Origin of the sequence: Paraburkholderia sp. (genome assembly GCF_035501035.1) — a bacterium.
Classification (GTDB): Bacteria; Pseudomonadota; Gammaproteobacteria; order Burkholderiales; family Burkholderiaceae; genus Paraburkholderia.
The window spans coordinates 1-17600 of the sequence record NZ_DATJWR010000031.1; the positions used below are offsets into that span (position 1 = coordinate 1).

General features: G+C 63.0%; 18 protein-coding genes and 1 pseudogene. 10 read left to right on the forward strand and 9 right to left on the reverse strand.

The window, feature by feature from the left end:
* Nucleotides 1-165: 165 nt before the first annotated feature.
* Nucleotides 166-1160 (reverse strand): IS630 family transposase gene (locus VMJ11_RS01960; protein WP_325616384.1). Its coding sequence is split into 2 segments (ribosomal slippage): nucleotides 166-695 and nucleotides 695-1160, totalling 996 coding nucleotides; the frame shifts between segments, so codons are not numbered across the junction.
* Nucleotides 1161-1338: 178 nt separating this feature from the next.
* Here VMJ11_RS01960 and VMJ11_RS01965 point away from each other — a divergent pair.
* Nucleotides 1339-1725 carry a BON domain-containing protein gene (locus tag VMJ11_RS01965; RefSeq protein WP_325616386.1) on the forward strand — a complete coding sequence of 129 codons (387 nt, stop codon included), beginning with the start codon at nucleotides 1339-1341 and terminating at the stop codon, nucleotides 1723-1725.
* A 260-nt stretch (nucleotides 1726-1985) separates the two neighbouring features.
* Here the strand turns inward: VMJ11_RS01965 and VMJ11_RS01970 are convergent, their stop codons facing one another.
* Nucleotides 1986-2621, reverse strand: a complete 636-nt coding sequence (locus tag VMJ11_RS01970) for a LysE family translocator (RefSeq protein ID WP_325616388.1) — start codon at nucleotides 2619-2621, stop codon at nucleotides 1986-1988.
* A 316-nt stretch (nucleotides 2622-2937) separates the two neighbouring features.
* Between VMJ11_RS01970 and VMJ11_RS01975 the strand changes: the two genes are divergently transcribed.
* Together VMJ11_RS01975 and VMJ11_RS01980 are read left to right on the forward strand one after the other, a co-directional pair.
* Nucleotides 2938-3483, forward strand: a complete 546-nt coding sequence (locus tag VMJ11_RS01975) for a hypothetical protein (protein WP_325616390.1) — start codon at nucleotides 2938-2940, stop codon at nucleotides 3481-3483.
* Nucleotides 3484-3681: 198 nt separating this feature from the next.
* Nucleotides 3682-3906: a hypothetical protein gene (locus tag VMJ11_RS01980; protein ID WP_325616417.1), complete on the forward strand. Its 225-nt coding sequence runs from the start codon at nucleotides 3682-3684 to the stop codon at nucleotides 3904-3906.
* A 213-nt stretch (nucleotides 3907-4119) separates the two neighbouring features.
* Here the strand turns inward: VMJ11_RS01980 and VMJ11_RS01985 are convergent, their stop codons facing one another.
* Entirely contained in the window at nucleotides 4120-5436 is a 1317-nt protein-coding gene (locus VMJ11_RS01985) for an MFS transporter (RefSeq protein ID WP_325616391.1), read from the reverse strand.
* A gap of 93 nt (nucleotides 5437-5529) precedes the next feature.
* Between VMJ11_RS01985 and VMJ11_RS01990 the strand changes: the two genes are divergently transcribed.
* Entirely contained in the window at nucleotides 5530-6465 is a 936-nt protein-coding gene (locus VMJ11_RS01990; RefSeq protein WP_325616394.1) for a LysR family transcriptional regulator, read from the forward strand.
* 3 nt (nucleotides 6466-6468) lie between these two features.
* Here the strand turns inward: VMJ11_RS01990 and VMJ11_RS01995 are convergent, their stop codons facing one another.
* Nucleotides 6469-7359 carry an aldo/keto reductase family oxidoreductase gene (locus VMJ11_RS01995; protein WP_325616396.1) on the reverse strand — a complete coding sequence of 297 codons (891 nt, stop codon included), beginning with the start codon at nucleotides 7357-7359 and terminating at the stop codon, nucleotides 6469-6471.
* A gap of 116 nt (nucleotides 7360-7475) precedes the next feature.
* Between VMJ11_RS01995 and VMJ11_RS02000 the strand changes: the two genes are divergently transcribed.
* A complete protein-coding gene (locus tag VMJ11_RS02000) occupies nucleotides 7476-8390 on the forward strand; it encodes a LysR family transcriptional regulator (protein ID WP_325616398.1) in 915 nt (304 codons plus the stop codon).
* 21 nt (nucleotides 8391-8411) lie between these two features.
* On the opposite strand, the gene VMJ11_RS02005 is transcribed toward VMJ11_RS02000, so the two are convergent.
* Both VMJ11_RS02005 and VMJ11_RS02010 read right to left on the reverse strand, forming a co-directional pair.
* Nucleotides 8412-9023, reverse strand: coding sequence for a response regulator transcription factor (locus VMJ11_RS02005; protein WP_325616400.1), 612 nt, complete (start codon nucleotides 9021-9023; stop codon nucleotides 8412-8414).
* Complete coding sequence (locus tag VMJ11_RS02010; RefSeq protein WP_325616402.1) at nucleotides 9005-11026, reverse strand: PAS domain S-box protein; 2022 nt, start codon at nucleotides 11024-11026, stop codon at nucleotides 9005-9007. Before VMJ11_RS02010 ends, VMJ11_RS02005 begins: the two co-directional genes overlap by 19 nt.
* Before the next feature lie 143 nt (nucleotides 11027-11169).
* Here VMJ11_RS02010 and VMJ11_RS02015 point away from each other — a divergent pair, with 143 nt between their 5' ends.
* The 4 genes from VMJ11_RS02015 (at nucleotide 11170) to VMJ11_RS02030 (ending at nucleotide 15207) form a co-directional block, all read left to right on the forward strand.
* Nucleotides 11170-12165 (forward strand): TRAP transporter substrate-binding protein, encoded by a 996-nt coding sequence (locus tag VMJ11_RS02015; protein ID WP_325616404.1) that lies wholly within the window; start codon nucleotides 11170-11172, stop codon nucleotides 12163-12165.
* A gap of 89 nt (nucleotides 12166-12254) precedes the next feature.
* Nucleotides 12255-13007 (forward strand): methyltransferase domain-containing protein, encoded by a 753-nt coding sequence (locus tag VMJ11_RS02020; RefSeq protein WP_325616406.1) that lies wholly within the window; start codon nucleotides 12255-12257, stop codon nucleotides 13005-13007.
* Nucleotides 13007-13588, forward strand: a complete 582-nt coding sequence (locus VMJ11_RS02025; protein WP_325616420.1) for a TRAP transporter small permease — start codon at nucleotides 13007-13009, stop codon at nucleotides 13586-13588. Before VMJ11_RS02020 ends, VMJ11_RS02025 begins: the two co-directional genes overlap by 1 nt.
* Nucleotides 13585-15207 carry a TRAP transporter large permease subunit gene (locus VMJ11_RS02030; RefSeq protein ID WP_325616408.1) on the forward strand — a complete coding sequence of 541 codons (1623 nt, stop codon included), beginning with the start codon at nucleotides 13585-13587 and terminating at the stop codon, nucleotides 15205-15207. Before VMJ11_RS02025 ends, VMJ11_RS02030 begins: the two co-directional genes overlap by 4 nt.
* A gap of 92 nt (nucleotides 15208-15299) precedes the next feature.
* Here VMJ11_RS02030 and VMJ11_RS02035 read toward each other — a convergent pair whose 3' ends face one another.
* The 3 genes from VMJ11_RS02035 to VMJ11_RS02045 all read right to left on the reverse strand — a co-directional run bounded on the left by VMJ11_RS02035 (nucleotide 15300) and on the right by VMJ11_RS02045 (nucleotide 17102).
* A complete protein-coding gene (locus tag VMJ11_RS02035) occupies nucleotides 15300-15938 on the reverse strand; it encodes a Type 1 glutamine amidotransferase-like domain-containing protein (protein ID WP_325616410.1) in 639 nt (212 codons plus the stop codon).
* 60 nt (nucleotides 15939-15998) lie between these two features.
* Entirely contained in the window at nucleotides 15999-16409 is a 411-nt protein-coding gene (locus VMJ11_RS02040; protein ID WP_325616412.1) for a GFA family protein, read from the reverse strand.
* A 195-nt stretch (nucleotides 16410-16604) separates the two neighbouring features.
* Nucleotides 16605-17102: a GAF domain-containing protein gene (locus VMJ11_RS02045; RefSeq protein WP_325616415.1), complete on the reverse strand. Its 498-nt coding sequence runs from the start codon at nucleotides 17100-17102 to the stop codon at nucleotides 16605-16607.
* A 372-nt stretch (nucleotides 17103-17474) separates the two neighbouring features.
* Here VMJ11_RS02045 and VMJ11_RS02050 point away from each other — a divergent pair.
* Nucleotides 17475-17600, forward strand: a pseudogene (locus VMJ11_RS02050) (tartrate dehydrogenase); the annotation flags it as partial.

Below are 17600 nucleotides of genomic sequence, written 5' to 3' on the forward strand. Positions count from 1 at the left end.
AAGTCAATCAAGAACGGGTACCCGTACATGAAAAAGTCTGACCACACATCCAGACATAGATGATCGTCGCGGATGCAACTCGACGGCGGACTGCAGCATTTCGAATGACCGCGACGCCCTACGGCTCGGCGAGCGCTGTTATTGACCTTTCCATAAATCATGACTTCACCACAACGTTGCCTGCATCCAGCACGCGGCGATGATCGAAGGTCGGTGCTGAGCGCTTTTGAGCTTGTTGCGAGCGACGGTGTGCAACTCGTTGAGATTGTCGGGGCAGAAGTTCGCAATCGCGTGACGCTTGAGCCATGCCCACAGGTACTCGACGGGATTGAGTTCCGGACAATACGGTGGCAGGAAGGTGATCTGAATATGGCCGTCGAGCGAATCCAGGTATTGGCGGACAATTGCGGCGTGGTGAGGCCGGGCACCATCCCAGATAATCAGCAGTGGCTGCTTCAAATGCGCTTTGAGCGCCTTGAGAAACTCGACCACCTGTTCCTTCTTCACGCTGCCTTCGTACAACCGGAACAGGTAGTTCGTGCGACTGAGGCCGGCGATCGCCGAGACATGGTTCCAGTTGAAATGAAACTGGATAACTGGCGTTTGCCCCTTCGGCGCCCAGGTGCGCACCCGCGTGGGGCGCTCGCTGATGCCGGTCTCGTCGATAAAGACAATCAGTCGGCCTTCGCGCTGGGCTTTTTTTTAAGCGCGGGCCACGTGTGTCGCTTCCAGTGGCGCACCGCTTCCTCGTCGCGCTCGATTGCGCGCCGCTCAGGCTTTTGTGCGCTGAAACCCAGCGCCCCAAGAATGCGCCAGACCTGCGTTTGCCCGAACTCGACGCCATACATGCGCTTGATGAGCATAGCCACGCGCTTGAGTGTCCAAAGCTCGGTGCCAAAGCCGTATTCGGTCGGGCTTTGTAGCAATGCCTGCCGTAGTTGCGCCAACTGCTCCTCATCTAGCCGCGCCGGACGACCTCGACCCGGCACAGCACGCAGCGCATCGATTCCACCTTCATCGAGCAAGCCCTTCCATGTGTACACCGTCTGTCGGGCTACCCCCACGGCCAGTGCCACTTCTCCCGGGCCTTTGCCCGCCAGGAGCATGCGGCCGGCCCGCAAGCGTTTCTTCGTTGCCTCGTCCAACGGCTTCTTTGCCATGGCGCGCATCTCCAATCAATCCGTCAGAGATATAACGCGCCGGCATCGAATCGGTTGTCATGTTTTATGGAAAACTCAATAGTCTAATAGTAGTCTGGGTGTCCATGCCTTACGCTATAGCGGCAGCCCCAGAGTTGCCTCGAGCAACTTTCACTCATTCAACGCAGAAGGTGAGTCGATGAAGATTCGATACAAGGTCGCATGTTGCGTGCTCGCAGCATCGCTGTCGACGCTGGCGCTTGCCCAGACGCCAGCACCAACCGACTCGGCACAAAGTGCCGATGGCGCGCCCATGACCACGGCGCAGATCCACGCCGAGCGAAAGGCGGAAAGGGTCGAAAACAAAGCGCTGTCCAAGAGGGTGCAGCAGGCCATTTACAAGACAAAGGGCCTCGAAGACGCCGAAATCGCCGTCTTCGCCACGGCGCGGACAGGTCAGGTCATACTCGCAGGCATGATAATCGACGAGGATCAGGGCAAACTGGCTAGCGACGTCGCCGCGAAGGTACCCGGCGTGACCTCGGTCTCGAACCGGCTCTCGTTGGTTACTCGAGGTGGCAACTGAGCCGGACGGTAAGTCTGCGGCAACCGATGCATGGGGCGGGCTTCGCCGGGTGCGAGAATCAGCGTCAGGGAACTCCCTTGAGCGCCAAAACATGCTGAGATGTGAAGAGCGCGTCAAGGGAAGGTAAATGAAATTTCCTGTAATGCCTTATATACCAATGTGGTGCGCTTGCTTGCGGGGGTTGCAAAAGGGAAGCAGTTAACTTCGGAGTTAAACCTTTATGGTTCCCGCGCCACGGGTCTCGGGCCGCGCGAAAGATCTTACTGGCGCAGCAACACCATCATCGCGCCGAAACCGACGAACACCCCGCCCGTGACACGGTTGAACGCTTTCGCCACGCGCCGGCTCTTGAGCGTGGCGCCGATGCGCGTGCCGAAGCCTGCGTAGACGAGATACCAGCTCACCTCGCACACGGCGAAGGTCACCACGAGCACGCCGAACTGCGGCAGCACGGGGTGGGTCGCGTCGATGAACTGCGGCAGGAGCGCGGCCGCGAAGAGGATCGCCTTCGGGTTGCTGCCGCCGACGAAAAAGCCGTTGCGGTAGAGCGCGAACGGCGAGCGCACCGGGCGCGCGTCGACTTTTCCGGCGACATCCGCGGTGGCCTCTGGTACGCGCGTTCTCCACGCCTTGACGCCCAGGTATACGAGATACGCGGCGCCGATGCAGCGCAGCGCGTTGAACATCGTGGGCCACGCTTGCAGGAACACGCCGAGCCCGGCCGCCGAGACGGCCAGCATGAGGACGAGCGCGGAAAGACAGCCGGCCATGGTCGCGCTCGTGCGGCGCAGGCCATACTGCGCGCCATGCGACATGATGAGCAACATGTTGGGACCGGGGATGGCGCAAACGACGAAGACAGTGGCGAGGAAGAGCCACCAGGTATGCAGATTCATTGCAGCGGCGAAATGAAAGAGGGCTGGGGAGGGCGAAGCATCGATTATGCCAGTGGACGGTGTGCGCCGGGGTGCGGGCGGCACGGTGGCGGAAAAGGGGGACGGCGAAAGCAGTCGCAGATCGGCCAGTTTGATGTGTTCAGTTCCACTTATCGACCGTCCATTCACGGACACTGGCGAGACGGATGCAGCTGACACATCAACGGGCAACTCGGCTAGGCGGTAGCCCGCCGTTGCCGCGAGCCTCAAACGTCTATGGCATAGTTGACCCACGCTTTCAGCGCTTGCCGAAACTTCCCCTCTGCCGCCCCCAACGATGCTGATAGACGACCTTCTTCCTCGTTTTGATTTCCGGGAAATTCATTCAGTTTGTGTACGTGCTCCATCGAGGGTCATTCTGGATTGCGCAGCCCGCCAGCGAGCGAAGGATGATCCACTGGTCAGCCTTGCCATCGGGTTAAGGGAACTGCCTGCGCGAATGCTTGGGCTCTCCCGCACGCGACCACTGGATCTCGACGACTTTGCTTTCCTTGGGCGCGACAGGGACTACGGTTTGGCGTTTGGCCTGATCGGGGCTTTTTGGCGCGCGGACTACGGCCTGCTCGACATTCACACCGTAGAGGCTTTCAGAAACTGCGACAGCATGGACGTGTGCCGCCTGGTCATGGGATTCACGGCCGAATCGACTTCGGGTGGCGAAACGGTATTGAGCACCGAAACGCGCGTGTTCTGCCCGACCCCGAACGTGCGCCGCAAGTTCACGCCGTACTGGTATGCCATCCGCCCAGTAAGCGGTGTCATTCGTCGACGCATGCTCGCCCGTATTCGTCGGCAGGCTGAAAATGCCATCCAACCCGCTTAGGACTCGCATATCGGAATGCCCTGGATGGCGATCGACGCCGCATTCGTCAACCATTGTCAGATTATCGAGATTATGATTGCTGCGACTTCGGGGCAGGCACACAATGAAGCCCCGCGCTCGCTTGGTTCGATGTGTGGTGCACGGCTGACGAGACATCGCCTCGTCAGCCTGGTCGCTGACTTCAATTGGAGGGTTCAAATGGGCATTCTGGACAAGGTGGGTGAAATTGCCGGTGCAGTGGCAGCCGTGGAAGGGGCTGAAAAGCTCGATCCGGATGCGGGTTTCCTGACGAAGGCGGCCGCGGCGGTCGCGGGCTTCGAGGGAGCGAAAGAACTCGAGCAACTGGTCGAGAAGAAGGAAGAAGAGAAGCCGGCCGACGACAACACCGCTCAAAGCGCGGATGGGTCGGATCAACAGGCATGAACGCCTCATCGCGCGTTTGACGCGCCGACCGGGAAGCCGGGCGCGCGTCGCTTCGCGCACGAGCAGCAACTCACATTCGAGCCGCGGCTAATCCAGCCGCGGCTCTTTCGTTCGGGCGCGGCAAACCGCAAACCGAAGCCACGGCTGGTCGCGTCATCGACGTACACCAGCAGCGTGCAGGCCGGCGCGCGTTCCTCGAACCAGCGGTGGCTGCTAGCGCCCGCTAGCAGGCGTTGCGCGATACACGAACCCGAGCGCGATCACCGCGACCGTGAACCCAAGCGCGACCGCGCACACGCCGCTCCAGCGCGCCCAGGCCCATGCCGCGCCGGCCATGAGCGCGCCGCCCGCGCCGCCCACGAAGAACATCCCCACGAAAATCGCGTTGAGTCGGCCACGCGCGGCGGGGTTGAGCAGGTTGATCGCGCGCCGCCCGAGCGTCTGGTCCGCGATGACGCCCGCGTCGAGCGCGGCCGCCCCGGCAACGAGCATCCCGAGCGCCAGCGCGGGATGCGCAGCAGGCGAAAAGCCGCCCCAGCCCGCGCCCGCCACGCCCAGCAGCACAACGGCTCCGAGCATCGTTGCGTGCGCGGCGCACTGGGTCGCGCGCCCCGCGCCGCGGTCGCCGAGCCAGCCCGCCACGGGCGTGACGACAGCTCCGGTCGCACCGGCCAGCGCGAACGCGGCAATGCCGTTCATGCCCAGCGAAAACGGCGGCTGCGCGAGCAGCAGGGCGATCACCGTCCAGAACGCCGAGAACGCGCCGAGCGCCAGCGCCGCGAGGAAAGCACTGCGCCGCAGTACGCGCTCGGTGCGCAGCAACGTCCAGAGCGAGTAAAGCAGCTCGGCGTAGCGCGCGCTCGCGAGCGGCACGCGGCGCGGCGTGCGCATGAACAGGACGACGGCAAGCAAGGCATCCGCGCCGGCCTCAATGCCGTAGAACGCGCGCCAGCCCAGCGGCCCGGCAATCAGGCTCGCAAGCGGCCGCGACAGCAGAATCCCCAGCATCAGGCCGCTCATGACATTCCCTACGGCCCGCCCGCGCCGGCTTTCGGGCGCCATCGAAGCCGCCATCGGCACGAGCATCTGAATCACGCTCGACGTCGCGCCCGCGAGAAACACCGCGCCGAGAAACAGCGCACCCGAGCGCGCCAGCGCCGCGAGCGCGAGAAAGGCTGCGCAGGTCATGAGCGTGCGGAAGATCAGGCGCCGGTTCTCGAGCAGATCGCACAGCGGCACGAGCAGCAGCAGGCCCGCGGCGTAGCCGAGCTGCGGCAGCATGGCGACGGAGCCTAGCAGGCTGGGGCGCAATTGCAGCGAACGGCTCACGAGTCCCGCGAGTGGTTGCGCCGCCGTCAGATTCACGACGATCACGCCGACGGAGGCCGCGAAGAACAGCGTCATCGGCAGCGTGAGCGCCGCCCGGCTGCCGGAGTCGGCGGGCGCGGCGAGGGCGCCGGGGTTCGCGTGGGTCGTGGGGGCGGTTGCGCGCGCCAGAACGCGCGGACAGGCTTCGGCAAGATGCTCCATCAATGGCTCCGGAACGTGGCAGTCCGGGTATCGTAGAGAGTGCATTGTTATGCGACAATTGAATTATTGCGATAATCTTTATGCGGAATTGTTGTGAACACCCGAGATCTGGAAGCCTTCGTGGCGGTGGTCGAGAGCGGTTCGCTCGTGCGGGCATCGGAAAAGTTGTTCCTCACGCAGCCGGGCCTCACGCGCCGCGTACAGAACCTGGAGACAACGCTCGGCATCGAGCTTCTCGACCGGCAGAGCAAGCCGCTCAAGCCCACGGCCGCCGGCAACGAGGTGTACGGCCTCGCGCGCTCGGTCCTGCGCGCGGTCGAGGACCTGATGGCCGTTGCATCGCCGCAGACCGAGCCGGCCGGCGAACTCAAGCTCGGCGTGCCGCCTTTCCTCTCCGAACTCGCGCTCGAGCAGCCCGTCGATCAACTGCGCAGCGAGTTTCCGAAGCTGACCTTGCGCGTGAGGGCGGGTTGGTCGCCGGGGTTGCTCGACGAGGTCGAGCGCGCGCGGCTCGACGCGGCCGTCGTGCTGCTGCCCGCGGCCGTTGCGCCCCCCGAAGGCGTCGTGGCGACACAACTGGGCTATACGCCGACGCTCGTGGTCGCGGCGCGCTCGTTCGGCTTGCCCGACGCACCGACGACGCTCGCCGCGCTCGCCCATCATCCGTGGGTACTGAACCAGGACGGCTGCGGAATGCGCTCGGCGCTCAGCCGCGCCATGGGCATGGCCGGCGTGCCGTTCAACGTCGCGGTCGAGGCGTTCGGCTCCGAGCTGCAGCTTTCGTTGATCGCTCGCGGCATGGGCATCGGGCTCGCCGCGCCGCAGGCGCTGGAGCGCAGCCCGTTGCGCGACCAGCTGCAGATCATCGACGCGACCGACTTTCGGTCCGGCCTCAACGTGTGGCTCGTGCACGGGGCGTTGCCTGGGCGCCTGGTGCGGCCGGTCGCGCTCATTCGCGACGCGCTCGCGAGCAAGCTCGCAACACCCGAAGCCACGATGAGCGCGCGTAGCGAGGGCCCGAGCGCGTAATGCTCAGGCGTGCTTGCTTGCGCTCTTTCCGTTGCAAATCGCGTTGAGTGCGGCGAACACGTCATCGGCGAGATCGAGCTGCGCCGCCGCCACGTTCTCGCGCAGGTGCGCGAGCGTCGAGGTGCCCGGAATCAGCAGGATATTGGGCGAGCGCCGCAAGAGCCATGCGAGCGCGAGCGACATCGGCGTGAGCCCAAGACGCGCGGCGAGCGCCGAAAGCGCCGACGACTGGATCGGCGTGAAGCCGCCGAGCGGAAAGAACGGCACGTAGGCGATACCTTGGGCGGCCAGTTGCTCGATCAGCGCGTCGTCGTCGCGGTGCACGAGGTTGTAGTGGTTCTGCACGCACACGACGGGCACCATGCGCTGCGCCGCCGCGATCTGCGTGGCAGTGACGTTGGACAGGCCGATATGGCGCACTAGGCCACGCTCGCGCAGCCTGGCCAGCGCCTCGACCTGCTTTTCCACCGGCCCGTCGGCGGGCTCGTGGATGGCGCCCATCATGCGCAGGTTGACGACGTCGAGCGCATCGAGCCCCAGGTTGCGCAGATTGTCGTGTACGGCGCGTTCGATCTCGGCGGGCGCCAGGGCGGGCAGCCATGCGCCCTGGTCGTTGCGCACGGCGCCGACCTTCGTGACGATGATGAGGTTGGGCGCGTAGGGATGCAGCGCCTCGCGAATGATCTGGTTAGTCACGTGCGGGCCGTAGAAGTCGCTTGTGTCGATGTGATCGACGCCCAGCGCCACGGCCTCGTGCAGCACCGCGACGGCTTCTTCGCGGTTCCTGGGCGGCCCGAACACGCCAGGACCCGCCAGTTGCATGGCGCCATAGCCCATGCGGCTCACCTCGCGGCCGGCCAGCTCATACGTGCCCGCGCAATTGCGGTTCGGCATTGCGTTCTCCTCGGTTGACGAATGCCCGCAGTATGGGCGCGTTCGAATTGTCCGATAATCCCATCTGATCCGAACGGGCTGTGCGTAAATGTGAACAGTGTGGGTGAGCTATGCCGATGGAGATGAACGATCTGGCCGCTTTCGTTTCGGTCGCGCGCGCAGGCGGTTTTCGCGATGCGGCGCGCGCGGGCGGCGTGTCCGCCTCGAGCCTGAGCACGGCGGTGCGGCGGCTCGAAGCGAAGCTCGGCCTGCGCCTCCTGAATCGCACCACGCGCAGCGTCGCGCCGACCGAGGCGGGGCAACGCCTGCTCGAATCGATCACGCCGCTCTTCAGCGAGATGGAAGCAGCACTCGACGTGCTCAACGGCTATCGCGAGAAGCCGGTGGGCACGCTCAGGCTCAACGTGCCCGCGAGCGCGGCGCGCACCATCCTGCCGGGCGTGCTCGCGCCGTTCCAGCGCGCGTATCCCGAGATCCGCGTGGAGGTGGTGGTGGAGGACGGCTTCGTCGACGTGTTAGAGATCGGCTGCGACGCCGGGATTCGCTACGACGAACGGCTCGAGCAGGACATGATCGCGATCCCGATCGGGCCGCGCGTAGAGCGCTTCGCAACGGCCGCCTCGCCCGCGTACCTCGCGGCGCGTGGGCGGCCCGAGCATCCGCGCGACCTGCTCGGGCACGCTTGCCTGCGCGTGCAGTTCGCGGGCGGCGCGATGCCGCTCTGGCATTTCGAGCGCGACGGCGAACTGCTGCATCTCGATCCACCCACGCCGCTCGTGGTGCGCCCAGGTGCTGCGCTCGATCTACTGATCGGCATGGCGCTCGACGGCATCGGCATCGTGCACATGTACGAGGACATGCTGCTGCCGTATATCGGGAGCGGTGCGCTCATGCCGTTGCTCGAATCGTGGGCGGTGTCGTTTCCGGGGCCGTTTCTCTACTATCCGGGGCGGCGGCACTTGCCGGCGCCACTGCGGGCTTTCGTCGATTTCGTCAAGGCGAATGCTCACGGAGCTGATTCGTCATCCTGAGCAACGGAAACCGGAAAACCCTCAATCCTGAGAAGCAACCCAGAGCTGCGCCAGCCCCACCGCACTCCGCACTTCCAGCTTGCTGAAAATACGCGCCCTGTGAACCTCCACCGTGCGAACGCTGATCTGCAACGAATCGGCTATTTTGCGGTTCGTATGCCCGGCAACGATCTGTCCGGCAATTGCCTGCTCGCGCGGCGTCAGAAGCCCGCGCAGTTCATTCGGGTCGGGCGCCGGTGGAACCGCCTTGCTGCACACATGGTCGAGACTCTCCACGACACGGTCGACGAGCTTGTTGTCGGAAAACGGCTTCTCGAGAAAATCGTACGCACCGCTTCTGAGTGCTTCGACCGCCATCGGTATATCGCCGTGGCCCGTCAGAAACAGCACCGCATGATGCGCGGTCAGGCCATCGTTTTTCAGTTGTGCGAAGAGTTCGAGCCCACTGATGCCGGGCATCCGCACATCGATCAGCAGGCAACCCGGTACGCGTCCGAGATCGCGCGCTCGCCACGCGGCCAGAAACGCCTCACCATCGGCGAACGGCTGCAATACCATCCCGCGCGAGCGAAACAGTGCCCCCAATGCATCGCGGATAATTTCGTCGTCGTCGATCAGATAGATGTTTCGCATGATGCTTCCCCGGTCAAGAGATCGAAATAGAAACGGGCGCCTGCACCTTCGGCAGCTTCGAATTTCAAGTGTGAATTCATCATTTCCAGTGCGGAGCGGCATACCGCGAGACCCATTCCCATGCCGTCCCGCCTCGTCGTGAAAAACGGTGCGCCAAGGGCTTCGCGCACGCTGTCGTCCAGCCCTTGCCCCCAGTCGCGCACGCTGACGCGCACGGTGGCAGCAGCGCATTCGCGGGCGCAAATCGATTCCGCCGAAATCAGCACGCGGCGCGATGTGACCGGCAAATGCGCCATTGCGTCGAACGCATTGCGCGTGAGGTTCAGCAGCACCTGTTCTAGCAGCACACGGTCGGCCAGCACCGGCGGAAGCGACGGAGCCATCTCCGTCTGGATCTGCTCGCCGGACCGGCTGGTCTGCAACTGCACGAGCGGCAACAGTTCGGCGATGACTTTGGGCAGTTCGAGCAGACCGGACGAAACATCTGTCTTGCGCACGAAATGATGGACGCGGCGAATGATCTGCCCGGCCCGCTCGACCTGCGTCCTCGCCTTGACCACCAGATCGTGCGGCCCACTGGTGTCGGCGGTCGGCGCATTGCCAGACGTCATCAGGTTCAGCGCAGCGGTGCAGTAGCTATTGACTGCCGCGAGCGGCTGGTTCAGTTCGTGCGCAAGCGCGGAAGCCATTTCGCCCATCGTCATCAGACGCGACATGTGATTCATCCGCTCGTTCTGGCTGCGCTGGAATTCCTGAATACGCTTCTGCTCGGTGATGTCCATGATCGACGCCATCCAGCCGGTCTGCTTGCCATTGCCGTCCAGCAGCGGCGCTTCGCTGACCAGCACGGTCAGGCGCGTGCCGTCGCGGCGCAGATAGACCGATTCATGCGCTTCGTGCGATAACGTGCGTGCGAGCAGTTGTGCGTGACGGGACAGCGATCGTCCGGTGAACTCCGGCGCCCAGTAAGGCATCGGCGGCGCGCAGCCGATCAATTCATCGGCACGATAGCCAACCATTTCGCAAAACGCATGATTCACATACGTGATGCGGCCGTCGAGGTCGCGTGCGCGCAAGCCCGACATCAGCGAATTTTCCATCGCATGGCGTAATGCCTGCTGCTCACGCAACGCGTGTTCCGCACGACTGCGCCGCACGAGGTCGCGCCATAGCTGCCAGATCGACCACGCAAGCAGCCCGGACAGCGCGATCACTGCGCCAGCCAGAATGTCAGGCACCAGATGAGGGTGGCCGCGGGTACTGTTCGCGTTCAGATAGAGCGTCAGCCCAGCGAGCGATGTCGCGATCCGATGCGTATACACGCCACGACCCTTTACGTTCGGGTCGCGCACGGCCAGTACATTGCCGTCCAGATCGGTCAGCGTCACCTCGTTATCGTGCGCGAACCACCAGGGCAGCGTGTTGTCCAGCAGCCGCTGGATCGACACCACGGCGACGAGCGCACGGTAACGCTCGTTTCCGGGCGCGGGCACTGCCAGAATCGCCGTCCATGGTTGAGACCCCGTAGTCCACAGCGTTGCGACGGGGCGGCCCAGGCGCACCGTGAGCTCGACCGTCTCATGCCACGCGGACGGATCTTCCAGGCGTTGTCCCTTGTCGCCATGCAGCAGCGCGGGAAAGCACTCCTGCAGGGCGAGATTCGCATCGATCCGGCACAGCATGCGGGCTTCGGAACTGCGCTGAAGCAATTCCGCTGCGCGCCGCGCATAGGCGTTCGGCGAGTTGCCGCCGGCATCGACATCGTGCGCGAGAATCTGCATCGACTCGATCAGCCGTTCGATCTCGAACGTGATTGCCTGCTCGGCCCACAACGTGTCGGAAATCAACTGCTCGCCGCGCCGTTCGCCCTCGAATCGTGCGGACATCGACAGTACGGCGACCGCGCCCGCGACAATCAGCAGAATGACGGTGAGCGGCAGTCCGACGCGCCACCCGTGCGGTTTGAAACGGCTCAGCGGGGCTGTCCGTAAGCCGGTACTCATGCAGATCCTCCGCGTGCCGATGTCCCGCGATGGATGCGCAGGCAACGAATGTGGGAAGTACGTATTGTCGATGACGAATCGATCATCGACACTCAAGACCAGTTGGCGTGGCCGGACACATATTTACATAAGGAGACAAAAAATTGAAATTGGGAAATTTCATAGCCGGGCTGTGTCTTTCCGTCATTGCGCTGAATGCTGCTGCGCAGCAACCGATCATTATCAAATTCAGCCATGTCGTCGCATCCGATACACCTAAAGGAAAAGCGGCCGATTATTTCAAGAAGCTCGCGGAAGCGCGCACAAAAGGGCGCGTGAAAGTCGAAGTCTACCCGAACAGCCAGCTTTATAAGGACAAAGAGGAACTCGAAGCGCTGCAACTGGGTTCGGTCCAGATGCTCGCGCCGTCGCTGGCCAAATTCGGACCGCTAGGCGCAAAGGAATTCGAGCTTTTCGATCTTCCGTATATTTTCGATAACTATGCGGATCTTCACAAAGTAACGGACGGCCCGATCGGAAAAAGGCTGATGTCGGGACTCGAGCCGAGGGGCATCACGGGCCTCGCATACTGGGACAACGGCTTCAAGGTGATGACCAGCAACCGGCCGCTGCGCGTACCGGCCGATTTCCGCGGCCAGAAAATGCGCATCCAGTCTTCGAAGGTGCTCGACTCGCAGTTTCGCGCGCTTGGCGCGATTCCGCAGGTGATGGCGTTCTCCGAGGTTTATCAGGCGTTGCAGACCGGCGTGGTGGATGGCACCGAAAATACGCCGTCGAATATCTATACGCAGCGAATGAACGAGGTCCAGAAATACCTCACGCTTTCTGATCACGGTTATATCGGCTATGCGGTGATCGTCAACCGGAAATTCTGGGACGGCCTGCCGGCGGACCTGCGCACCACGCTGGAAGGCGCAATGCGTGACGCCACCACCTACGCAAACAATATTGCGAGGCAGGAAAACGACGATGCGCTGGCGAAGATCAAGGCGACCGGTAAAACCGAATTCATTACGCTGACGCCGGAGCAGAAAGCCGACTGGGTAAAGGCTTTGTCAAAAGTGCATCGGGAGCAGGAAAGCCGCATCGGCCGGGATCTGATCCAGGATGTGTATCGGGCCACTGGCAAAACCCTTTGAGCGCTTGAATCGCCACGCCCGGGCACTGACGTGCCCGGCGCTCATCGTCCACGCGTCCGCGTTGAAGGGCGCTGTTGAATCTTCCCGACATGAAACTCATCGATCGTGCCTGCGAGACAGTCCGCGAGGAAATGGACGTGCTGCGCGAAGTATTCGCCAACACGCTTGCGCCACTACCGGTGCGCGACTTGCTGGAAATCGGCTGCGGTACCGCAGACATGACGCGGCGCATAGCCGATGCGTGGCCCGGCGCGAATATCCGTGCGCTGGAAGTGGACCGTATCCAGCTCGAACGCAACCAGACGCGCAATCGCCACAACAATATCCGCTACGAACACGGGCCAGCGGAAGCGATACCTTATCCAGACGATTGCTTCGACGCGGTGCTCATGTTCAAATCATTGCACCATGTTCCCACCGCTTTGCTAGATCAGGCGCTCGACGAAATTTTTCGGGTCCTGCGTCCCGGTGGTATCGCGTACTTCGCGGAGCCAGTATTCACAGGACAACTGAACGATATCATTCGCCTGTTCCACGACGAGGAAGCTGTTCGGCTTGCTGCATTCGAAGCGCTGAAGCGGGCCGGCGCCGGAAATCGCTGGGAATTCGCGGACGAATTGCACTATCTGGCGCCGGTCCGGTTCAACGACTTCGCCGATTTCGAACGCAAGACCATGCGCGTGACCCACAGCAATTTCGGTTTGACCGATGAGCTGGTGAATACCGTGCGACGTGCGTTTGAGCCTCATCTGAATACGCACGGCGCGACTTTCACGAGACCAATGCGGGTCGATGTGCTACGCAAGGCGCGGCGCATCGCTGGTCTGGGAGGCAGATCATGATGAAGTGGCTCGACCGTCTCGAGGAGTGCCTGATCGGCTTCCTGATGGGAGGCGCAACGCTGGTTATTTTCGTGGTGGTGATCCACCGTTACGCATCGGGCGTCAACATTCCGTTTCTGCAGGACTGGCTGTTATCGCTCAATACCAGTTGGGCGCAGGAACTGTGCATCTACATGTTCGTCTGGATGGCCAAATTCGGCGCGGCCTACGGTGTGCGTACCGGCATCCACGTCGGCGTCGACGTCATGATCAACCGTCTGGAGCCGCATGCACGCAAATTTTTCATCGTCTTTGGACTGCTTGCCGGCGCGCTGTTTACCGGTATTGTCGGTACGCTGGGCGCGCGTTTCGTCTGGGCGCTTGCGCAAACTGACCAGATCTCGCCGGACCTGGAATTGCCGCGCTGGATCGCCTTTCTATGCATTCCGTTGGGCTCGTGGCTGATGTGCATGCGCTTCCTTCAAGTATGCGTGCAATTTCTGCGGCGCGGGGAGCTGCCGAAACACGATCATTCGCATGTCGAAGGAATCGAACCATCTGACACGCCGCAATCCGTGCTCGTTCCGGGAGTCAAAGCATGAGCCAGACCAGTCCGCTTGCCGCCCCAGCCGTCGGAAATCCGCGCACCACGCGGATCATTTTCGGCTTGCTCGCGCTCGTGCTCTGCACGCTGCTGTTCGCGTTCGGCAAGAGCGCCTTCATTTTCTGCCTGCTCATCGCGATGTTGCTCACAGGCATGCCGGTTTCCATCGCCCTCGGTTTGACGGTGCTGACGTACCTGTTCACGATGACCCAGGTGCCCATCGAATCGGTGGCCATGAAGCTGTTCACCGGCATCGAGAACTTCGAGATCATGGCGATTCCGTTTTTCATTCTCGCGGGCGCCTTCCTCACGCACGGCGGCGTCGCGCGGCGCATGATCGATTTCGCGACCAGTATCGTCGGCCACATGCATGGCGGCCTCGGGCTGGCCGGCGTGCTTGCGTGCGCGATGTTCGCGGCGATCTCGGGGTCGAGCCCGGCCACCGTGATGGCCATCGGCTCGATCATCCTGCCGGCGATGGTCAAGCAGGGCTTTCCGAACCGCTTCGGCGCCGGTGTGGTCGCCACCTCGGGGTCGCTCGGCATCCTGATTCCGCCGTCGATCGTCATGGTGCTCTTTTCCGTGTCCACCAATACGTCAGTGGGAGACCTGTTTCTCGCCGGCGTGGTACCCGGCATTGTGCTCGCGCTGCTGCTTGGCTTCGTCACGTGGTTCATCGCACGCCGCAATCACTACCCGCGGTTTCGCGAGTTCGAGCAGCACAGTTCGCTCGTCGCCACAGGGCATGCGCTGTGGGGCCTGCTAGCCTGCATCCTGTTTACGGTAGTGCCGCCCGCGATACTTGTCGGCCTGCTATACGCACTGCTCAACGTTGCTGCGCCGGAACTCGCACACGGTATCGGCCTATTCGGCGTAATCATCTCGCTGGTGTGGCTCTACAGCGCATACCGGATCGGCCGGCGTTTTACACACGCGACGCTGCTGCGCTACGAAGCGCAGCGCGTCTGGACCACATACTGGGAAAGCGTGTGGGGCCTGCTGCTGGTCGTGGTGGTGATGGGCGGTATTTATACCGGCGTGTTTACGCCGACTGAAGCAGCAGCCATCAGCGCGGTCTATGCGTTCTTCGTGTCGATATGCGTGTACGGCGACATGCCGCTGAAGAAAGTGCCGCGGGTGCTGCTCGACTCAGCAAGCATGAGCGCGATGCTGCTGTACATCATCACCAATGCGGTGCTGTTCTCGTTCCTGATGACGTCCGAAAACATTCCGCAGCAGATGGCAAGCTGGATGCTCGACCAGGGATTAGGCCCCATCACTTTCCTGCTGGTGGTCAACGTGCTGCTGCTGCTGGCCGGCAATGTGATGGAACCGTCGTCGATCGTGCTGATCATGGCGCCGATCCTGTTTCCGGTGGCCCGTCAGCTTGGCATCGATCCGATCCACTTCGGAATACTCATGGTGGTGAACATGGAAGTCGGCATGTGCCATCCGCCGGTGGGATTGAACCTCTATGTCGCGAGCGGCATTACCCGCATGGGCATTACAGAGCTAACCGTGGCGGTGGCGCCGTGGCTTTTCGCGATGCTCGGATTCCTGCTGTTGATTACCTATGTGCCGCAGATATCGCTCTGGCTGCCGCAGATAGCGAGGTGAAGGGGCTGGCATCGTCGGCCGTAACCCATGTTTCTCGACCGGCGTGAACGGGAATCGAGAAAACTGTCGGTCGGCAGGCCGCGCGCTGCGTATCAGCGGACGATCTCCTCGCGCGCTGCGTCGATCACGAGGGCCTCGCCGTCGCTCAGCGTTCGATAGCCAATTCCATGGCGTTCGTAGTACGCAGCCTCCGCTTCCACGGCCCTGGATTCGGGGTGGTCCGAGCGATAGTGCACGACGACCGCATAAGGCAGGAGGCCGAGCCCCTCCATGACGATGTCGGGCGCGTAACCCGGCGGCACTTCGAGCGGATCGCTCACGCGGGCCAGTGCTTCGAGGCTCGCCGACGCGATCACCGCCGCCGCGCTGAAACCGGCATAGACGATGGCGTCGCGCGCAAGCGCATCGGCGATCAGCGTGTCGAAGCCGCTCTGGCGCATGGCGCGCCGCAGGATGAACGCGTTGCCGCCGTTGATCCAGATGGCGTCGAGTTGCGCGAGCGCTTCGCGCAGCGCCTCGGCGCGGCCGAAATAGTGGCGCAGGTCGAGTTCCGTCGGCGTGAAGCCCAGCGCGGCCAGCTTCGCCGTTTGCGCCTCGCGCCATGCTTCGCGTGCGCTCTCGCGATGGTCGAGCGCGTTGACAACGACGCCAATGCGTCGCGCGCCGCCCGCGAGATCGACGAGCCGTTGCGGCTGGTTGCCGAGATCGAACGAGGAGAGATAGAGCCGCATGCTTTGTCGCCGGTTCGCGCGTGTCGTTGTCGTTGTCGTTGTCGTTCGTCGCTGTCGTCGTCAGGCGGCGGGCGGCGTCGGCCACTCGTCGTAGTGCGGCGTGTTCGCTTCGTCGGTGAGCCACGGCGCGTCGTGCGACGTCCAGATATGGAACTGGGGGCGCGTGCCGGGGTCGTCGTCGAGCGTGGCGACGCGCAGGATCACATGAGGCTGCGCGGGCCGCTCGGCCAGGAGATGACTACCGCAAGTCGAGCAGAAGTAGCGGAACTTGCCCTCGGACGACTCGTAGCGCGTGAGCCACTCCTCGCCCGCGAGCCAGCGGAAGTCTTCACGCATCACGCGCGCCGTGCTCGCGTAGGCGCTGCCCTGCGCCTTGCGGCAGGTCACGCAATGGCAATGCGAAATCGGCGACGTGAGCCGGTCGGCTTCATAGCGGACCGCGCGACACAGGCAGCTTCCCTTGAACGGCATGACAACCTCGCGAACGTGAGCGGATAGGGCGTGTTTCATGCGGCGCGTGGACCGGTGCGCGCGAGACAGGCGACCAGTACAAGGGCGCGAGGTGAAGTTCCGTGGCCCGTGAAGCCGGCGCAGGCAACCGCTGAAATCGTTCGGCGGTTGAACCGTTGCCGTGAGTCATCTGGGCAATGCCCGGCAATACGCGTGTCAGCTCCGCTTCCAACCGTACTGGATAAACGTCCGGCACAACAATTCCATGCCCTTCGCGTCTTCTTCGTCGAAGCGGGCGAGATGCGGGCTGTCGACGTCCCACACGCCGATCAGCTCGCCTTCCGGCGTGACGAGCGGCACGACGATTTCCGACTGCGAAGCCGAGTCGCAAGCAATATGGCCCGGGAAGGCGTGCACGTCGGGCACGACCTGGGTTTGCCGCGTGGCCGCCGCCGTGCCGCATACGCCCTTGCCGAGCGCGATGCGCACGCACGCGGGCTTGCCCTGGAACGGCCCGACCACGAGTTCGGTGCCGTCGAAGGAATAGAACCCCGCCCAGTTCAGGCCTTCCAGCGAATGGAAGACGAGCGATGCGAAGTTTGCCGCGTTCGCGATGACGTCGGTTTCGCCTTCGATCAGCGAGCGCGCTTGAGCAGCAAGCGTTTCGTAAAGGGCGGGTTTGTCGGTGGGGAGGGTATCGGAAAGCGAGAACATAAGTCAGTCAATCGAGGAGTGCGCCGTACCGAAGGCCGGCGCGGGGGTGCAAAACGAGAGTTTAGGCGAGTTTGCAGATCAAGGGTTGTGCTGCGAGCAAGGCCGCGGCGGCATCCTCGTGTCGTGGCAGTGTTCGGGCACTCACGCCGGTACATCCGTTCAACCATGCTGCGCCCGCGTGCCGTCACATGCATGGACCGTAACGCGCACTCGTGCGATTATTCACGTTTCGTGTTGAATCGATCCACGCCAGCGGGGCTGGTTGCCGGCGCGCTTTCAGGCATGCTGGCGCTCGTGGGGTACGAGCCACGCGATGCGCGCGCCGCCAATCTGGAAACATCGGACAAGCCGCGAAGAAACGGAGAACGAGACATGAGCAAGACATTCAGAATCGCCGCGATTCCCGGCGACGGCATTGGCCAGGAAGTGATGCCCGAGGGCGTGCGCGTGGTGGAGGCGGCCGCGAAGAAGTTCGGCCTGAACCTCGAATTCACGCAC

Coding starts and splice junctions, on each gene's coding strand:
- VMJ11_RS01965 (WP_325616386.1), top strand. CDS start 1,339: ATGAAGATTCGATACAAGGTCGCATGTTGCGTGCTCGCAGCATCGCTG.
- VMJ11_RS01970 (WP_325616388.1), bottom strand. CDS start 2,621: ATGAATCTGCATACCTGGTGGCTCTTCCTCGCCACTGTCTTCGTCGTT.
- VMJ11_RS01975 (WP_325616390.1), top strand. CDS start 2,938: ATGCTGATAGACGACCTTCTTCCTCGTTTTGATTTCCGGGAAATTCAT.
- VMJ11_RS01980 (WP_325616417.1), top strand. CDS start 3,682: ATGGGCATTCTGGACAAGGTGGGTGAAATTGCCGGTGCAGTGGCAGCC.
- VMJ11_RS01985 (WP_325616391.1), bottom strand. CDS start 5,436: ATGGAGCATCTTGCCGAAGCCTGTCCGCGCGTTCTGGCGCGCGCAACC.
- VMJ11_RS01995 (WP_325616396.1), bottom strand. CDS start 7,359: ATGCCGAACCGCAATTGCGCGGGCACGTATGAGCTGGCCGGCCGCGAG.
- VMJ11_RS02000 (WP_325616398.1), top strand. CDS start 7,476: ATGGAGATGAACGATCTGGCCGCTTTCGTTTCGGTCGCGCGCGCAGGC.
- VMJ11_RS02005 (WP_325616400.1), bottom strand. CDS start 9,023: ATGCGAAACATCTATCTGATCGACGACGACGAAATTATCCGCGATGCA.
- VMJ11_RS02010 (WP_325616402.1), bottom strand. CDS start 11,026: ATGAGTACCGGCTTACGGACAGCCCCGCTGAGCCGTTTCAAACCGCAC.
- VMJ11_RS02020 (WP_325616406.1), top strand. CDS start 12,255: ATGAAACTCATCGATCGTGCCTGCGAGACAGTCCGCGAGGAAATGGAC.
- VMJ11_RS02025 (WP_325616420.1), top strand. CDS start 13,007: ATGAAGTGGCTCGACCGTCTCGAGGAGTGCCTGATCGGCTTCCTGATG.
- VMJ11_RS02030 (WP_325616408.1), top strand. CDS start 13,585: ATGAGCCAGACCAGTCCGCTTGCCGCCCCAGCCGTCGGAAATCCGCGC.
- VMJ11_RS02035 (WP_325616410.1), bottom strand. CDS start 15,938: ATGCGGCTCTATCTCTCCTCGTTCGATCTCGGCAACCAGCCGCAACGG.
- VMJ11_RS02040 (WP_325616412.1), bottom strand. CDS start 16,409: ATGCCGTTCAAGGGAAGCTGCCTGTGTCGCGCGGTCCGCTATGAAGCC.
- VMJ11_RS02045 (WP_325616415.1), bottom strand. CDS start 17,102: ATGTTCTCGCTTTCCGATACCCTCCCCACCGACAAACCCGCCCTTTAC.